Origin of the sequence: Streptosporangium sp. NPDC049046 (genome assembly GCF_040649155.1) — a bacterium.
Lineage (GTDB): Bacteria > Actinomycetota > Actinomycetes > Streptosporangiales > Streptosporangiaceae > Streptosporangium.
Genome location: NZ_JBEZEZ010000008.1, coordinates 283,272 through 299,091 on the forward strand (window position 1 = coordinate 283,272; position 15,820 = coordinate 299,091).

The following is a 15,820-nucleotide window of genomic DNA, read 5'->3' on the forward strand; positions in this document are numbered from 1 at the left end:
CCGAGTTCCCCCTAGACCTCCACGGTTACCGTCGGCCCGTTCGCGATCTCGCGGAGCAGGCCTTCGTCGCCAGACTCCCACGCGGATACGCTCCGTAACACCGGATTCACGGAAATGCCCAGACGGCGCTCGGCTCGCTCCGCCGCGTCGTAGACGTCCCCCCGGGAGGGGGAGCCGATGACCAGGAGGTCGACGTCATTGGGCTGAGGGCCGGAGTGTCCGTGATAACGCGCGGCCCAGGAGCCGAAGATGACGAGTCGCTCGATGCCCGCCACCGACGCGAACTCCTCAGCGAGGATCGCGGGAGGACCGAAGGTGACGGCCAGCAGTTGCGTCAGTGGCCGTGAGGCGGCGGCATCGGCGTTGGCTCTGACAAGCCGCGCCCTGCCGATTCTGCGCTCTCTGAGGAGACCGGCGCGCACGAGGCGATGCACCTCTCGCTGGACCGTGGGAAGTGGAGAACCGAGGAAGTCGGCCAGATCGGTGATCGTGAATTCTTCGTCGACGGCCAGGAACAGGCGTGTCAGAAGGCGGGCCTGAAGAGGTGATCGGAAGATGGGCATGAGTTCGGGAGCTGACGCTCTCATATAGTTGACGATAACTCTCGTTATACGAGAGCGTCAACGATGCCGAAGTGTCACGGAGATGGTTCCTGCGGGAGCGCGGCCGGGTGTCCTACTTGAGGGCGCCGGCGGTGAGGCCCTTCTGGATCTGGCTCTGGAAGATCGTGTAGACGATCAGCATCGGCAGGATGGCCATGCTGAGGGCGGCGAACAGGGCCGACCAGTCGGCGTCGTAGCCCGCGGCGGTGGAGATGTCGGCGATGCCCTGGGTGAGCACCCACTTGTCCCGGTCGGAGTTGAGCAGGACGAGGGGCAGTTGATACTGGTTCCACTGGCCGAGCACGTTGAAGATGGTCACGCTCACGATGCCCGGCTTGGCCATCGGCAGCATGATCTGGAAGAAGACCCGGGCGTGCGAGGCCCCGTCCACGAAGGCCGCCTCGGCCACCGCTCCGGGCAGCGTCCTGAAGAAGGCCGCGAGGAAGAAGACGGTGAAGGGCAGCGAGTAGGCGATGTAGACCAGCACCAGCCCGCCGTGCGTGTTCAGGCCGATGAACGGGCCGATCACCGGGACCGCCCCCATGTTCTGCACGACGAAGAACAGCGGGGTCAGCGCCAGGTAGACCGGGAAGGCGAGGCCGGAGACGAAGAGCAGATAGATCGACCGGTTGCCCCGGAAGCGGTAGCGGGCGAGCACGTACGCGGCCATCGAGCCGAACAGCATCGTGCCCAGGGTGCCGAAGGCCACCACGACGATGCTGTTGATCATGTACTGGCCGATGTGCGCCTGCTCCCAGGCGCGGGCCCAGTTGTCGAGGCGGAGGTGGGCGGGCAGCGACCAGGCGTCGCCGAAGATCTCGTCCTCGCTCTTCACCGACGCGAGGAACGTCCACACGATCGGCACGACGACCAGGACCGTCCAGACGAGCAGCGCGACGTGCGTCAGGGCCGACAGGGGCCCCAGGCGCCGCCTGCGCTCCTCGCGGGCGAACGCCCTGCTCGGGGAAGTCACGACGTCGGCCACTAGAACTCGATCCGCTCACGCCGCGACAGGCGCAGGGCCAGCGCCGCGAACCCGATGGTGAAGAAGAACAGGACCACGCCCATCGCGGAGGCGTAGCCGAACTTGAAGTACTGGAAGGCGGTGCGGTAGATCTCCGCCGCCATCACGGTCGTGGAGTGGTCGGGGCCGCCGTGCTCGGCCGTCATCACCCACACGATGGCGAAGACGTCCAGCGCGGCGATGCCCAGATAGACCCAGCCGACCTGGATGGTGTCCCACAGCAGCGGCAGCGTGACCCGCAGGAACAGCGAGGGCCCTCCGGCGCCGTCGATCGCCGCCGCCTCGAAGAGGTCGCGCGGGATGGAGGCGATGCCCGCGGAGAAGAGCACGACGTAGAAGCCGACCGCCTGCCAGACCAGCACGGCGAGGATCGACCAGAAGGCGACGTCGGTGCTGGACAGGAAACCGATCGGCTCGAAGCCCAGGGCGATGAGCGGCGCGTTGAGCATGCCGCTGCGGTCGGGCCTGAAGACCTGCTGGAACAGTACGGCGACCACGGCGACGGCCAGCACCTGGGGGAAGAAGAACACCACGCGGTAGAACTTCGACCCCCAGATGCCCCCGGTGCCGCCCCGCCCGCCCGCGTTGAGCAGGAAGGCGAAGAAGAGCGCGATCCCGAGCGTGAGGATCGGCAGCAGGAGGAGCAGGACCAGGTTGTGGCTCACCGCCTGCCAGAACACGTTGTCGGCCAGCAGTCGCCGGAAGTTCTCCAGCCCCACCAGGCGCGGGGTCGCGTTCACCCCGCGCCAGTCGGTGAACGCGATGTAGAAGGCCTGCGCGTAGGGCGCGATCACGTAGATCAGGTAGAGCGTCAACGGGATCGCGAGGAACCCCGCGACGAACCGTGTCCTGCCGTGGTCCATCGCCGGCCTACCGTTTCCCCGGCGTCGTCACACCACCGAGGCGACGGCCCAGGACCGGTGCCCGGTGAGCGACGGGCCGGCCCCCGGGCGCCCCGTCGCCTGCCGCCGTCATCGGCTGAACTTCTTCACCGAGGCGTCCTTCTTGATGGCGTCCGCCTTCTTCTGCGCCCGGTCCGCCCACTGGTCGACGGTGAGTTTGCCCGCCATGAGCTGCCCGGTCGCGGCGGCCACCTCGTCGTGCAGCTCGACGTACCACTTGCGGAACAGGAACCAGACGGCGTTGTCGCCCGCCGCCTCCAGCGCGGCCGAGGCGCTCTTCAGTCCCGGCTGGAGGGTGCGGCCCGCGTCGGCGCCCTTGACGACCGTGAGTGTGGAGACCATCTCCATGAACTTGCCCGCGCCCTCCTTGGAGAGCATGGCGCGCATGTACTCAAGGCCCGCGCGGGGGTTGGCCGACTTGGCGGGGACGACGTACTCCTCGCCCGGCTGGGCGTGCAGGGTGCCGTACGGCAGGGCGTCGGAGGTGCCGAAGTCGGGGAGCGCGAACATCGCGTAGTCGAAGCCTTCTGGCGTGGAGTCCTTCTGCTCGTTCTCCAGCCAGGAGCCGCAGGGCAGCATCGCGACCTGGCCCTTGTTGTGCGCCGTCTGGGTCTGCACGTGGTCGAGCCCCGCGGTGCCCTGGAGCAGATACTTCGACCCGAGCTCGACGAAGGCCCCCGCGGCCTGCCTGACCGGCTCGGCCTTCCAGGCGCCGTCCTGGAGGTTGTCGATGTTCTTCAGCACGTCCTTGCCGCCGATCTTCGCGGCGAGCGTGAGGATGGCCTCGTAGATGTAGAACGGGTGCTTGCCCGCGTAGGTGAAGGGCGCCATCTTGCCCGACTTCTTGATGGTCTCGCACAGGGCCAGGAAGTCGGCCCAGGTCTTGGGGACCTGCCAGCCCTCGGCCTCGAAGAGCTTTCGTGAGTACCAGATGCCCCAGACGGTGTTGGCGTAGTTGAGGACGTACGGCGTGCCGTCGTAGCTGCCCAGCTCGATGGCGTTCTGATCGATCGTGTCGCGCACCTTGACGGCGGGGTCGTCCCAGCTCGGCGCGTCGTACAGCGGTGTGAGGTCGGTGAGCTGGCCGTCCTGGACGAGGGCGCCGAAGTCCATCGCGTTGGCGCCGGAGTTGTTGACGAACTCCGGCGGGTCGCCGCCGGCGAAGCGCGGCTGGAGGGTCTTCGCGATCTCCTTGGTGGCGTTGTGACTGATCTCCAGGTTGGGGTGTTTCGTCTTGAGCAGCGGCTCGTGGACGTCCGTGGCGTAGGCGTCGCCGAAACCACCGTCGAAGATCCAGACCTCCAGGGGCCTGCCCTCGACGAGGCCGAGCGGGTTGGCCGCGCTGGTGGCCCCGACGACGGGTGCCGAGGAGGCGGCGCCGCCGTTGCCCGCGGGGGTGGCGCACGCGGACAGGGCCGGCACGGTGAGACCGGCCAGGGCGGCGCCGCGCAGGAGCTCGCGCCTGGATAGCTGGGTCATGCTTCCTCCTGGAAGTGGCCTGGGAGTGAGGGGCGGTGCTCAGGCACCTCGCCGGATCCTTCCGGCGTAGCGGTTCTCAAGGGCGCGGTTGTGCTCGTCACCGCCGGTCACGTTGGCGGAGCGGTAGATCGGCGGGGTGAGGCCCGCCTCGCTCAGGTCGCGCACCACCTCGGCCACGACCATCTGGGCGAGCAGCGCCGAGGTGATGGTGGAGACCGCACCGAACGTGCCGCCGTCCGGGAGCGGCAGGACCGCGTCGCCGTACGGGGCGCGGTTGTCGAGCACCACGTCGGCGAGGTCGAGGAGCTTGCGGCCCGAGGGGTGGCGGGAGGTCATCGCGGTGCTGTGCCGCACCGATGTGAGGGCGATCAGGGGGTGCCCGTGCTCCTTGACGATCGAGGCGAGCTCGACCACCGATCCGTTCACCCCTGAACTGGAGATCAGCACGAACACGTCCTCGGGGCGGACGGGAGCCAGGTCGTAGATCCGCCGGGCGACCGAGGGGTCGCGCTCCAGCTCGCCGGGTGCTCCCAGCAGGGTGGCGACCGGGGCGTCCCCGTACAGGACGACGTCGCGCAGGGCGAGGCGGTTGCTGGGCACCAGGCCGCCCGCGCGTCCGGCGATCTCCATCGCGATCGCCTCGGAGTGCCCGGAGCCGAACGCCTGGATCACGCCGCCACCGCGCAGGGACTCGACGATCAGCGCCGCCGCGGCCCCCACCGCCTCCTGCTGGGTGCCGGAAACCTCGTCCACCAGTGCCTTGACCTCGTGAACGTACTCGGCAGCACCGATCCGCACGGTCAGCTCCTCTCCACGCGATGGCTCTCCAGAGCCCTGATCGTCAACTCGAAGGCCTCGTTGGTCTGCTCGTAGGTGCGCTGCGCGACCGCGACATAGACGGTGTCGAGGACGAAGAGCTGGGAGTGGACGGCGGCGAGGCCGCCCAGCCTGAAGGTGGTCTCGCGGCTCGCGGTGGTCAGCACCTGATCCGCCAGCTCGGCGAGCGGGGAGCGGGCGAAGGAGGTGACCGCGACGGTGAGCGCGCCCCGGTCCCCCGCCTCGCCGAGGGACTCCAGCACCTCGCGGGTACGGCCCTGGTGGGAGATGCCGATCGCGACGTCGCCCTCGGCGAGCAGCGCGGCGTCGGCGAGCGCCTCGTGCGCGTCGGCGTGGCTCCAGCAGGGGATCCGGATGCGGCGCAGCCGCCCGCCCAACATCACGGCGACCGCCCCGCTGGTGGAGACCCCGAAGATGAGGACGCGGCGGGCCGCGACGATGGCGTCGGCGACCGTGGTGACGGTGCCCACGTCGAGCTGGGCGGCGGTCTCCTGAATGAGCCGGGAGTCGGCGGCGGCCATCACGCCGATCGCCGCGTCGAGCGGATCGGTGGGACCGATCTCGTGGCCCACCCCCGCGTCCCAGTTGGCCTGCGCGGCACGCCCGTTCTCCGTGGCGAGGGCGACGCGCAGCCCGGCGTACCCGGCGAAGCCGAACACCCTGCAGAAGCGGGTCACCGTGGCGGGCGAGCTGCCGCTCCGCTCGGCGAGCGTGATGATCGTCGATCGCGCGGCCTCGGCGGGGTCGGCCAGGATCGCCTCCCCCACCCGGCGCAGCGCCTCGGGCAGCGCGGGTGTCTCGGTCTGTATGCGTCCGAGCGCGCCTGCGGCCACAAGCATTCCTTTCACCGGAGTTCTTCTGGGTGAAAATTATTCTCAAGTCAAGCTCGCGTCAAGGCCGTCGAGGGCACCGTTAGGTGCCCCGCACCCGCCCAGCCGGGGTTTCGGGGGAGAAATCGACAACCTCCGCCGCCTTTCGGGCGTCGTTTCTAGCAGAGGTTCCAGAAAAAGGAACCGCGCTGACGGAGGCGAACCCCACGATGACTCCACGTCCGGCCGACACGCCGCACCAGGTTTCCGGCGCGCACGTCCACGACGAGCTCGCCGCCCGGCGTGCCCGGCGCGCCCGGGACCAGAGACTGCGCAACGACCCGCACATCCGGCTGCTGGAACACGAGCACGGCATCCGCTTCACCGCCGAAGAACTCCAGGCCGCGGAGCGCCAGGCCCAGGAGCTGCTGACGTCGCCGCCTCACCAGGAGCCGCTCGTCGACGAGGAGACGCGCTCCCTGCAGCTGCTCGTCTGGCGCCGCCTGGGCCCGCGGGGGTTCCAGGGGTTCATGCGGGAGCTTGAGGAGATGGAGAACGAGCTGGCCAGGGCACGGCACGACGGCTGGGGCGACGAGATCAGCTGAGTCCTCCAGCACCGGCCGCGTTCCGACGGATCGGCACCTCCGGCGTACGCGGGCGACCGCGCGCACCCGCCGGGCCGGACCCCGCCGGACGAGCTCGGGAGCCCTGTCCGCCCCGCCGGCGGAAGCCGAAGAACCGCACGTTCGCCGCCCTGACCGCCCCTCGCACCCGCCGTCGCGATCTCACCCGTCGCGGTGACGCGACCACCCCCCGGGCAGGCGCCCGCCCTTTCCCGCGCGGGCTAAAGTGGGCGTAGATCCACCGTCACGTGTTAGGCGACCATGCTCCACCAGCGACTCCAGCCCCCCACCCCCTACGCGGCCCTGATCTTCGACTGCGACGGGACCCTCGTCGACACCACCTCCGCCAACGAGAGCGCGTGGCGGACCGCGCTGGCCGGGTGGCAGGTCGACCTCGACTCCGCGTGGTACCGGGCGCGCACGGGCCTGTCGTCCGACCGTCTGCTGGCGGAGCTGGAGACCGAGACCGGAGCCGAGCTCGACTACCAGGCGGTGCGGGCGGCGGCGCTCGACGCCTACCAGTGGCTGATCCACACGGTCACCCCGCACCGGCCGGTCAGCGCGGTCGCCGAGGCTCACCGGGGACGGGTGCCGATGGCCGTGGCCTCGGGAGGCGCCCGCCAGGCCGTGGAGGAGACCCTGCGGGTCACCGGCCTGCGCCCCCTCTTCGACACCGTGGTCACCAGGGACGACGTCCGCTACGGCAAGCCCGCCCCCGACGTCTATCTCCTCGCCGCGCGCCTCCTCGACGTCGCCCCGTACACCTGTGTCGCCTACGAGGACACCGACGAGGGAGTGGCCTCCGCCCTCGCCGCGGGGATGACCGTCATCGACGTCCGTCCCTCGTTGCGCTAGACGCCCCCCACACTGGCCATCTGTACTATCCAATGATGCGGATATCCGAGCTCAGCGCCGCATCGGGCGTATCCATCCCGACGATCAAGTACTACCTGCGCGAGGGCCTGCTTCCCGCGGGCGAGCAGACCTCGGCCACCAGCGCGCGGTACGGCGAGGGCCACGTGCGCAGGCTGCGGCTGATCCGGGCGCTGCTTGAGGTCGGGCGGCTGCCCATCGCCTCCATCGGCAAGGTGGTGGCCGCCGTCGACGACGAGAGCCTGGACCTGCACCACGTCCTCGGCGTCGCGCAGTACGCCCTCGCGCCCGCGGTCGAGCCGGACACACCCGACGAGGAGTGGACGCGTGCCCGCGCCGAGGCCGACACCATGATCACAGATCTTGGATGGCAGATCGATCCCGAAGCCCCGGCCCGCGACGAGCTGGCCCAGGCCGTCCTCACCCTCGGCCGGCTCGGCATACCCGCCGACGGTGAGGCCCTGCGCCCCTACGCCGACGTCGCCCTGCGGCTCGTGACCGAGCACGAGATCGGCACCATCCCGTTCGACGGACCCCGCGAGGAGGCGGTCGAGGCCCTCGTCCTCGGCACCGTCGTGCACGGCAGGGTCCTCGACATCATGCGGCGGCTCGCCCACGAGTCGGTCTCGGCCCGTCTCCTCGGCAGCTGATATCACCTGCGACAAAGGTGACGAAAATGACTTGGCGCAATAATCGGCGTCATCTGTGACGGATGTCTCAATCGTTCCAATCGTCCCACGAAAGGGCAGCTCACAGCCCTGGAAACCATCTGTGCGGATTTCAATACAGCCTCTGCCTGCCCATATAGGTCTGAGTAACACTCTGTTCACACATGGGCAACAGATGCGAAATCGCGCCTTGCGAATCTTTGAGAGCAGAAGATCCCTCCATCCTCAAGGACTCCGCCGATGACCTTCAAGGCTGAATACATCTGGATCGACGGCACCGAGCCGACCGCCAAGCTTCGTTCCAAGACCAAGGTGATGGCGGACGGTGCGGAGCTCCCGATCTGGGGCTTCGACGGGTCCAGCACCAACCAGGCCGACGGCTCCTCCTCCGACCGGGTGCTCAAGCCGGTCTTCACCTGCCCGGACCCGATCCGCGGCGGCGCCAACGTGCTGGTGCTGTGCGAGGTGCTCAACATCGACATGAGCCCGCACTCCAGCAACACCCGCGCCGCCCTCGTCGAGGTCGCCGAGAAGTACGCCGACCAGGAGTCGTGGTTCGGCATCGAGCAGGAATACACCTTCTTCAAGGAGGGCCGCCCGCTCGGCTTCCCGATCGGCGGCTTCCCCGCCCCGCAGGGCGGCTACTACTGCGGCGTCGGCGCCGACGAGGTCTTCGGCCGCGAGATCGTCGAGAAGCACCTCGACTACTGCATCGAGGCGGGCCTGGCCATCTCCGGCATCAACGCCGAGGTCATGCCGGGGCAGTGGGAGTTCCAGATCGGCCCGGCCGGTCCCGTCGAGGCCTCCGACCACATGTGGATCGCCCGCTGGCTGCTCTACCGCACCGCGGAGGACTTCAACGTCGGCGCCACCCTGGACGCCAAGCCGGTGAAGGGCGACTGGAACGGCGCCGGCGCGCACACCAACTTCTCCACCAAGGCGATGCGCGAGGAGTACGACCCGATCGTCACCGCCTGCGAGGCCCTCGCCGCGAACGCCCTGGAGCACGTCAAGCACTACGGCGCCGGCATCGAGGAGCGCCTCACCGGCCTCCACGAGACCGCCCCCTGGAACGAGTTCAGCTACGGCGTCTCCGACCGCGGCGCCTCGGTCCGCATCCCGTGGCAGGTCGAGGTGGAGAAGAAGGGCTACATCGAGGACCGGCGTCCGAACGCCAACGTCGACCCCTACCTCGTCACCCGCCTCATCGTGAACACCTGCTGCTCCGCCCTGGAGAAGGCCGGCCAGGTCTGATCCGACCGCAGACTCGAAGGCCGCGGAAGCCCTGCCGGGGGTCTCCGCGGCCTTCGGCGTTCCGCTCGTCCGCTCACCCGCCCCCTTCGGCCGTGTCCGGGGCCTCTCGGGGAGAATCGACCCGCGAGCGCGGCCAATGCGGCGAGCCGAGCAAGACGATACGTTTCGACTCGTGAAATGATACGTTCGGGCACGTGAAGACCCCGAACCCGGCCCGTCGCAGCGAGCAGTCGCGCCGGGCCATTCTGAGCGCCGCCTTCGACCTGGTCGCCGAGTCCGGATACGCCAAGCTGACGATAGAGGCGATCGCCGCCCGCGCGGGAGTGGGCAAGCAGACGATCTACCGCTGGTGGCCTTCCAAGGGCGCCGTGTTCATCGACGCCTTCCTCTCCAGGACCTCCGACGAGGAGGGGAGCGTCGCACTTCCCGACACCGGCGACCTCGGGGCCGACCTTCGCCTCACGCTGCGGGCCATCGTCGACGAGTACCACGATCCCGAGCTCGACACGATGACCAGGGCACTCACCGTCGAGTCCCTGAACGACCCCGCGATCAGCGCCGAGATCACCGCGCGACTCCTGGGGCCGCACCTGGAGGCGACCAGGGAACGGCTGCGCAGCGCCCAGCGGGCGGGCCAGGTAGCCGAGGACGCGGATCTGAGCGTGGCCGTGGAGCTGCTGTACGGACCGATCTACCACCGCTGGATGCTGCGCACCGCCCCTCTCACCCACGAGTACGCCGACACGCTCGTGGAGTTCGCCCTGCGGGCCCTGAAGCCCGCGTAGCGGAGCGAAGGCGCGGCGGCCGCGACCGAAATTACCGCGCACGCCACCCGAGCGGGACGGGCCCCGGCCCCGCGGCGCTCCCACCCGCGGAGGCCACCGGGACCGGCGGGTCCGGCCCCGGACAGGATCGGGCGGTGCCCCTCGCAGGCAGCTGAGCACGCATGATGACGTCGGCGGCCGGACGAGAGTGAAACGCCTCCCGGTGGAGCGCTCCCACGCTTCGTCGCCCCCGTTCCACGGGTCCGGACGACCTCACGTCACAAAAATCCTACAAAACAGGTGCTTTAGGACAGCGCTAAACGGGTAGTCGGCGCCGTACCATAACTGCGATGCGGGACGTAGTGGAGCAATTACAGCGCTTGGGCATGTCGGGTTACGAGGCCAAGGCGTACGTCACCCTGGTCGGCGCCGGACAGCCCCTCAACGGCTACGAGGTCGCCAAACGTTCGGGGGTGCCGCGCAGCACGGTCTACGAGACGCTTGGCAAGCTGGTGGCCAAGGGCGCGGCCTACGAGCTGCGCGGCTCCGACGACGCCACCGACTACCTGCCACTACCACCGCGATCCCTGCTGGAGCGCATGCGCAGGGAGTTCGCCGACTCGATCGGGGCACTGGAGGTCGCGCTGCCCGCGATCGTGGCGCCTCCCAAGGCCTATCTGATCCACAGCCTCAAGGACCCCGTAGCGCTGCTCGACCGGGCGGAGGACGTGGTGGCCGGGGCACGGAGCGACCTGTTCGTGTCGATCTGGCCCGAGGAGATGAAACCGCTCTCCCCGCTGATCAGGCGCGCCGTCGAGCGCGGGGTCGAGACCTCGGTGATGCACTTCGGCGTGGCGCGGGAGCCGGTCGGGAACCTGTACGAGCGCCGTTTCCCCTTCCCCGCGCCCCTGCACGAGGGCGAGGGGAGCGTGAAGGAGGACCAGGACCACCGGCTGCTCGTCGTCGCGGGGGACCGGCGGGAGGCCCTCGTCGGCGGTTTCGCCGGCGGCACCGCGTGGGGCGTCTACACCGAGGACCCGGCCGTCGTCGCGATGGCGGTCGAGTACGTCAGGCAGGACATCGCCCTGCAGATCGTCGCCGACCGGGTCGGGCACGAGGCCATGCGCGAGATCTGGACGACCGACTCCGAACTCAGACGCTTCCTCAGCGACCGCGACCGCCCGGCCGTCCTGCTGCGTGCCGCTGGGATGCCCGGTCACCGTCTCCACGGTTCCCTCGCGCCCCCCGCGACTCCCACCCCTCATGACCACGCCTGATCAATGCTGGCTTTAACACGGATGTGACATCCTTCGGAGAGATTGTCCTTAATATCGGCTATCTCCATCTCGGGGGAAGGCAGGACATGGAAAAACCGGTCATCATGACGGTCGACGACGATCCTGGCGTGTCCCGTTCCATCGCCCGCGACCTGCGGCGCCGCTACGGCCACGCCTATCGCGTCATCCGGGCCGACACCGCGGTCGAGGGCATGGCCAGTGTCCGCGAGCTGCGGCTCAGGGGCGACGACGTGGCGGCGATCCTCGCCGACTACCGGATGCCCCAGATGAACGGCGTGGAGTTCCTGGAGCAGGCGATGGACCTGTATCCCTACGCGCGCCGCGTACTGCTGACCGCCTACGCCGACACCGATGCCGCGATCCAGGCGATCAACGTGGTCGATCTCGACCACTACCTGCTCAAGCCGTGGGACCCGCCGGAGGAGAAGTTCTACCCGGTGCTGGACGCCCAGCTCGACGCCTGGCAGCGGACGGATCGGCGCGAGTCCGACGAGCTGCGGGTGGTGGGCGCGCGCTGGTCGGCCCCGTCGTACGAGGTCAGAGAGTTCCTGTCGCGCAACCAGGTGCCCTACCGCTGGATGCTCGCCGACTCCTCCGAGGGCGCCGAGCTGCTCGCGGCGGCCGCGGAGGCCGGGGAGAAGGGGGCCGCCGGCCCGGCCAGGCTGCCGCTGGTCATCACCGGAGACGGCACGAAGCTCACCGCGCCGAGCACCTCGGAGCTGGCCGAGGCCGTGGGGTTGTCCACCGCCCCGGCCACCGACTTCTACGACCTGATCGTGATCGGGGGCGGTCCCGGCGGCCTGGGGGCCGCGGTCTACGGCGCCTCGGAGGGGCTGCGCACGGTGATGGTCGAGCAGCACGCCTCGGGCGGGCAGGCGGGCCAGAGCTCCAGGATCGAGAACTACCTGGGCTTCCCCGACGGCGTCTCCGGCGCGCAACTCGCCGATCGCGCCAGGCGCCAGGCGCTGAAATTCGGCGCCGAGCTGCTTACCGCCCGCACGGTCACCAGCCTTGAGGTCAAGGGCCAGGCCCGGGTGGTCGGCTTCGCCGACGGCGGCTCGATCGCCGCGCACACCGTCATCCTCGCCACCGGCGTCTCCTACCGGCGGCTGAACGCCCCCGGCCTCGACGACTTCATCGGCTCCGGCTGCTACTACGGCGCGGCCCTCACCGAGGCGCCCGAGTGCGCGAACCGTGAGGTCTACATCGTCGGCGCCGCCAACTCGGCGGGCCAGGGCGCGGTCTACCTGTCGGGGTACGCCAGCAAGGTCCACCTGATCGTGAGGGGCGACGGGCTGGAGAGGACCATGTCGCACTACCTGATCGAGCAGATCTCCCAGATCCCGAACATCGAGGTGCACACCGAGACCGAGGTCGTCGGCGCCGAGGGCGAGGGCCACATGGAGCGGATCACGCTGAAGGGTCCCGAGGGCGAGCGCACCGTCGAGGCCGAGTGGCTGTTCGTCTTCATCGGCGCCCAGCCGTTCACCGACTGGCTCGGCGACACCGTCGAACGCGACGCGAAGGGCTTCGTCCTCACCGGTCCCGACCTGACCGCCGACGAGAACAGGCCGCGCAACTGGCCGCTCCGGCGCGGGCCGTACCACCTGGAGACGAACGTGCCGGGGGTGTTCGCCGCCGGCGACGTCCGTGCCGACTCGATCAAGCGGGTCGCCTCCGCGGTCGGTGAGGGCGCGATGGCCGTGGCCCTCGTCCACCGCTACCTGGAGAAGACGTGAGTGCCCCCGACGAGGTCTCCTGCGGCGCTCACGAAGGAGGTCACATGATCGACATCGAGGTGCTCCGCGGGCTGTTCCTCTTCGAGAAGCTCGACGACGACAAGCTCCGGTGGCTCGCGAGGTACGGGGACGAGGAGGAGTACGAGGCGGGCGACCCGATCGTCAAGCAGGGGGATCCCGCCGACTGCTTCGCCGTGCTCGTCGAGGGCGAGGTGGTGATGGTCACCGAGACCACCGCCGGGCCCGTCACGATGACCCCCACCTCGCAGCCCGGCGCCTACGGCGGCGCGGTCCTCGCCTACCTCGGAGACCGCGCCCCGGCCACCTACGCCCACACGCTGCGCGCCACCAAGCCGACCCGCATGTTCATGCTCCCCGCCAGGAAGTACGGCATGATCATGGCCGAGTGGTTCCCGATGGCGGTGCACCTTCTGGACGGGGCCCGTCTGGGCGGGATGGCACAGCGGGAGCTCATCGACCGGCGGCAGCGGCTGACCGCGCTCGGCACGATCACCGCCGGACTCACCCACGAGCTCAACAACCCGGCCGCGGCGGCGGTGCGGGCCGTCGACGACCTGCGGGTCCGGATGAAGACCTCGCGCAGGCGGCTGGCCGTGCTGGCCGAGGACGGCATCGAGCCCCACCGGCTGAGCGCCCTGGTCGACCTGCAGGAGGCGTGCGCCGCCGGCCTCGCGGAGATGCCGCCCCGCTCCCCGATGGAGATCTCCGACGCCGAGGACGAGTTGTCCGACGCCATGGAGGACGCGGGGGTGGAGGACCCCTGGGAGATCGCCTCGCCCCTGGTGGCGGCCGGCTTCAAGCCGGAGAAACTGGACAAGATCCGCGAGGCGCTGGGCGAACGGTACCTGTCCGGGGCGATGCACTGGCTGGCGGAGGCCATCGAGATCACCCAGATGCTGAACGAGGTGACCGACGCGACCGAGCGGATCTCCTCGCTGATCGCCTCCGCCAAGCAGTACTCCCAGATGGACCGGGCGCCGTACCAGACGGTGGACGTGCGGGAACTCCTGGACAGCACCCTCACCATGTTCCGCGGCAAGATCCCGCCGGGGATCAGCATCGTCACCGACTACGACCCGGACCTGCCGCCCATCCCGGCCTACGCCGGGGAACTCAACCAGGTGTGGACCAACCTGATCCACAACGCGCTGGACGCGATGGCCGGCACCGGCGTCCTGACCGTCCGCACCCGCCTCGAGCACGACACGATCGCGCTGATCGAGATCTGCGACAGCGGCCCCGGCGTCCCCGAGGCCCTGCGCGAGCGGATCTTCGAGCCGTTCTTCACCACGAAGGCGGTCGGCGAGGGCACGGGGCTCGGCCTGGACATCTCCTTCCGCATCGTCGCCGGCCGGCACGGCGGCGACCTGCGCGTGGAGTCCAAGCCCGGCGACACCCGCTTCGAGGTGCGTCTGCCCCTCACCGAGACGGCCGCTCCCGGCTGACACCGGAACGTGGGGTCCTCCCGCCCGGCGGCGGGAGGACCCCACGGCCTCCATGGCGTCCGGCCGGTTACCGCGGTCCGGGAGGCGTGGGCGTTCGGTTCGGAAGGCGCGGGTGCTCAGGAGCCGTGGCCGCTCGGCGGTCATGAGCGCTCAGGAGCCGTGGACACCACCCGCGATCTCCATCAGGCGGGCGAGGACCTTGCCGCCGGAGACCCTGACACCGTCGTGCTCCCACTCGTTGGTCACCCAGGTCCGCACGCTGCCCACCGCCTTCGCGGTGCGCATGGACAGGCCCTGATCGACGTACATGTCGTCGTAGTAGACGGCGGCGGTCACCGGAACCCGGTTGGCGGCCAGCCGGGCGGGATCGTAGAGGGCCGGCCAGTCCGAGACGGTGGCGAGAATCTCGGCGGCGCCCTTGAAGGGGCGGAGCGCGGCGATCTCGTCGAACATCCAGGGATAGATCATCTCTCCGGTGGGCAGGGTCGGCCCGGCGTCCTCGCGGAACTCCTCGGGCAGCAGCCGGTGCGCGGCCCAGCCGGTGGCGGCACCCTGGGCGTAGATCGACTCGTGCAGGACCGCGTAGAGCGGGTTGCCGACGAAGCCGGTGGCCATCATGACCTCGTACAGGAACAGGTCGGAGAGCCTGCCGCCGCTCCAGGCCTCCTCCAGCACCCAGTGCAGGTATTCGGCCCCGTCGCTCATGCCCAGGCACATGCCGAGGGTCTGCAGGCGGCGCACGGTCAGCACGTCGCCGTCGGGCAGGAGCACCTCGCGAAGGCGCAGGTGGGCCGCGATCGCGTCCAGGCGCTCGGAGTCGTGCGGGTAGCGGGCGAAGTAGCGGTTCACCTTGTCGCGGACCCGCGGGTAGGTGCGGGAGTAGACGTCGTCGGCGGTGGCGTCGAGCCCGACCAGGCCACCGGTCACGTAGCAGGCCGCCAGGCCCTCGGGAGCCCGGGAGAGGTAGGTCAGCGTGATGAAACCGCCGTAGCTCTGACCGAGGGTCTCCCACGGCCGGTCACCGGAGAGCTCGCGCCGGATCAGCTCGGCGTCGGCCACGATCGAGTCGGCCCGGAAGTGCGCGAGGCGGGCGGCGAGCTCGGCGTCCGTGCCGCGTACGGTCTGCGCGGTGATGGGGGTGCTGCGGCCGGTCCCCCGCTGGTCGAGCAGCAGGACCCGGTGGGTCTTCAGCGCGTGTCCCAGCCATCCGTCGGCGGAGGCCGGGCGAGGCGACTTGCCTCCGGGGCCGCCCTGCAGGAACAGCAGCCACGGGAGGTCCTCCCCCCGTCGTTCCGGGGCCACCGCCTCACGGGCGAAGACCTCGATCGTCTCGCCACCGGGGTCGGCGTGGTCGAGGGGAACGGTGAACACGTGGTCGGTGAGCGCCACACCGGGCAGAAGGACAGTCACCCACGGAAAGCTATCGGACCCGTACGCCCGTTCTCACTTTCGCGTGCCGCCAGGGGCACGGCCTCACTGCGC

At 69.8% G+C, this 15,820-nt stretch carries 15 protein-coding genes; 8 read left to right on the forward strand and 7 right to left on the reverse strand.

Going from position 1 to position 15,820, the window contains the following annotated elements; all coding sequences use genetic code 11:
* Positions 1–11: 11 nt before the first annotated feature.
* The 6 genes from AB0B96_RS14140 to AB0B96_RS14165 all read right to left on the reverse strand — a co-directional run bounded on the left by AB0B96_RS14140 (position 12) and on the right by AB0B96_RS14165 (position 5,683).
* Positions 12–587: a helix-turn-helix domain-containing protein gene (locus AB0B96_RS14140; protein ID WP_362898670.1), complete on the reverse strand. Its 576-nt coding sequence runs from the start codon at positions 585–587 to the stop codon at positions 12–14.
* Between the two features lie 88 nt (positions 588–675).
* The gene (locus tag AB0B96_RS14145) at positions 676–1,575 is read right to left on the reverse strand and encodes a carbohydrate ABC transporter permease (protein ID WP_362898672.1); all 900 of its coding nucleotides are present in this window, start codon (positions 1,573–1,575) and stop codon (positions 676–678) included.
* 11 nt (positions 1,576–1,586) lie between these two features.
* Positions 1,587–2,489 (reverse strand): sugar ABC transporter permease, encoded by a 903-nt coding sequence (locus tag AB0B96_RS14150; RefSeq protein ID WP_362898674.1) that lies wholly within the window; start codon positions 2,487–2,489, stop codon positions 1,587–1,589.
* 108 nt (positions 2,490–2,597) lie between these two features.
* The gene (gene ngcE / locus AB0B96_RS14155) at positions 2,598–4,007 is read right to left on the reverse strand and encodes an N-acetylglucosamine/diacetylchitobiose ABC transporter substrate-binding protein (RefSeq protein WP_362898676.1); all 1,410 of its coding nucleotides are present in this window, start codon (positions 4,005–4,007) and stop codon (positions 2,598–2,600) included.
* 39 nt (positions 4,008–4,046) lie between these two features.
* The gene (locus tag AB0B96_RS14160) at positions 4,047–4,805 is read right to left on the reverse strand and encodes an SIS domain-containing protein (protein ID WP_350944771.1); all 759 of its coding nucleotides are present in this window, start codon (positions 4,803–4,805) and stop codon (positions 4,047–4,049) included.
* A 2-nt stretch (positions 4,806–4,807) separates the two neighbouring features.
* Positions 4,808–5,683 (reverse strand): MurR/RpiR family transcriptional regulator, encoded by an 876-nt coding sequence (locus AB0B96_RS14165; protein ID WP_362898770.1) that lies wholly within the window; start codon positions 5,681–5,683, stop codon positions 4,808–4,810.
* Positions 5,684–5,883: 200 nt separating this feature from the next.
* Here AB0B96_RS14165 and AB0B96_RS14170 point away from each other — a divergent pair, with 200 nt between their 5' ends.
* The 8 genes from AB0B96_RS14170 to AB0B96_RS14205 all read left to right on the forward strand — a co-directional run bounded on the left by AB0B96_RS14170 (position 5,884) and on the right by AB0B96_RS14205 (position 14,338).
* On the forward strand, positions 5,884–6,258 hold the full coding sequence (locus tag AB0B96_RS14170; RefSeq protein ID WP_362898679.1) for a hypothetical protein: 375 nt from the start codon (positions 5,884–5,886) through the stop codon (positions 6,256–6,258).
* 279 nt (positions 6,259–6,537) lie between these two features.
* The gene (locus tag AB0B96_RS14175; protein WP_362898681.1) at positions 6,538–7,131 is read left to right on the forward strand and encodes an HAD family phosphatase; all 594 of its coding nucleotides are present in this window, start codon (positions 6,538–6,540) and stop codon (positions 7,129–7,131) included.
* A 35-nt stretch (positions 7,132–7,166) separates the two neighbouring features.
* Entirely contained in the window at positions 7,167–7,799 is a 633-nt protein-coding gene (locus tag AB0B96_RS14180; protein ID WP_362898683.1) for a MerR family transcriptional regulator, read from the forward strand.
* Positions 7,800–8,057: 258 nt separating this feature from the next.
* The gene (glnII, locus tag AB0B96_RS14185) at positions 8,058–9,071 is read left to right on the forward strand and encodes a glutamine synthetase (protein ID WP_362898685.1); all 1,014 of its coding nucleotides are present in this window, start codon (positions 8,058–8,060) and stop codon (positions 9,069–9,071) included.
* A 194-nt stretch (positions 9,072–9,265) separates the two neighbouring features.
* A complete protein-coding gene (locus AB0B96_RS14190) occupies positions 9,266–9,856 on the forward strand; it encodes a TetR/AcrR family transcriptional regulator (protein ID WP_350944776.1) in 591 nt (196 codons plus the stop codon).
* Positions 9,857–10,185: 329 nt separating this feature from the next.
* Positions 10,186–11,112, forward strand: a complete 927-nt coding sequence (locus AB0B96_RS14195; RefSeq protein ID WP_362898687.1) for a helix-turn-helix domain-containing protein — start codon at positions 10,186–10,188, stop codon at positions 11,110–11,112.
* An 86-nt stretch (positions 11,113–11,198) separates the two neighbouring features.
* Positions 11,199–12,872, forward strand: coding sequence for an FAD-dependent oxidoreductase (locus tag AB0B96_RS14200; RefSeq protein WP_362898689.1), 1,674 nt, complete (start codon positions 11,199–11,201; stop codon positions 12,870–12,872).
* Positions 12,873–12,916: 44 nt separating this feature from the next.
* On the forward strand, positions 12,917–14,338 hold the full coding sequence (locus AB0B96_RS14205; protein WP_362898691.1) for an ATP-binding protein: 1,422 nt from the start codon (positions 12,917–12,919) through the stop codon (positions 14,336–14,338).
* Between the two features lie 150 nt (positions 14,339–14,488).
* Here the strand turns inward: AB0B96_RS14205 and AB0B96_RS14210 are convergent, their stop codons facing one another.
* Positions 14,489–15,748: an alpha/beta fold hydrolase gene (locus AB0B96_RS14210; protein WP_362898693.1), complete on the reverse strand. Its 1,260-nt coding sequence runs from the start codon at positions 15,746–15,748 to the stop codon at positions 14,489–14,491.
* Positions 15,749–15,820 lie beyond the last annotated feature (72 nt).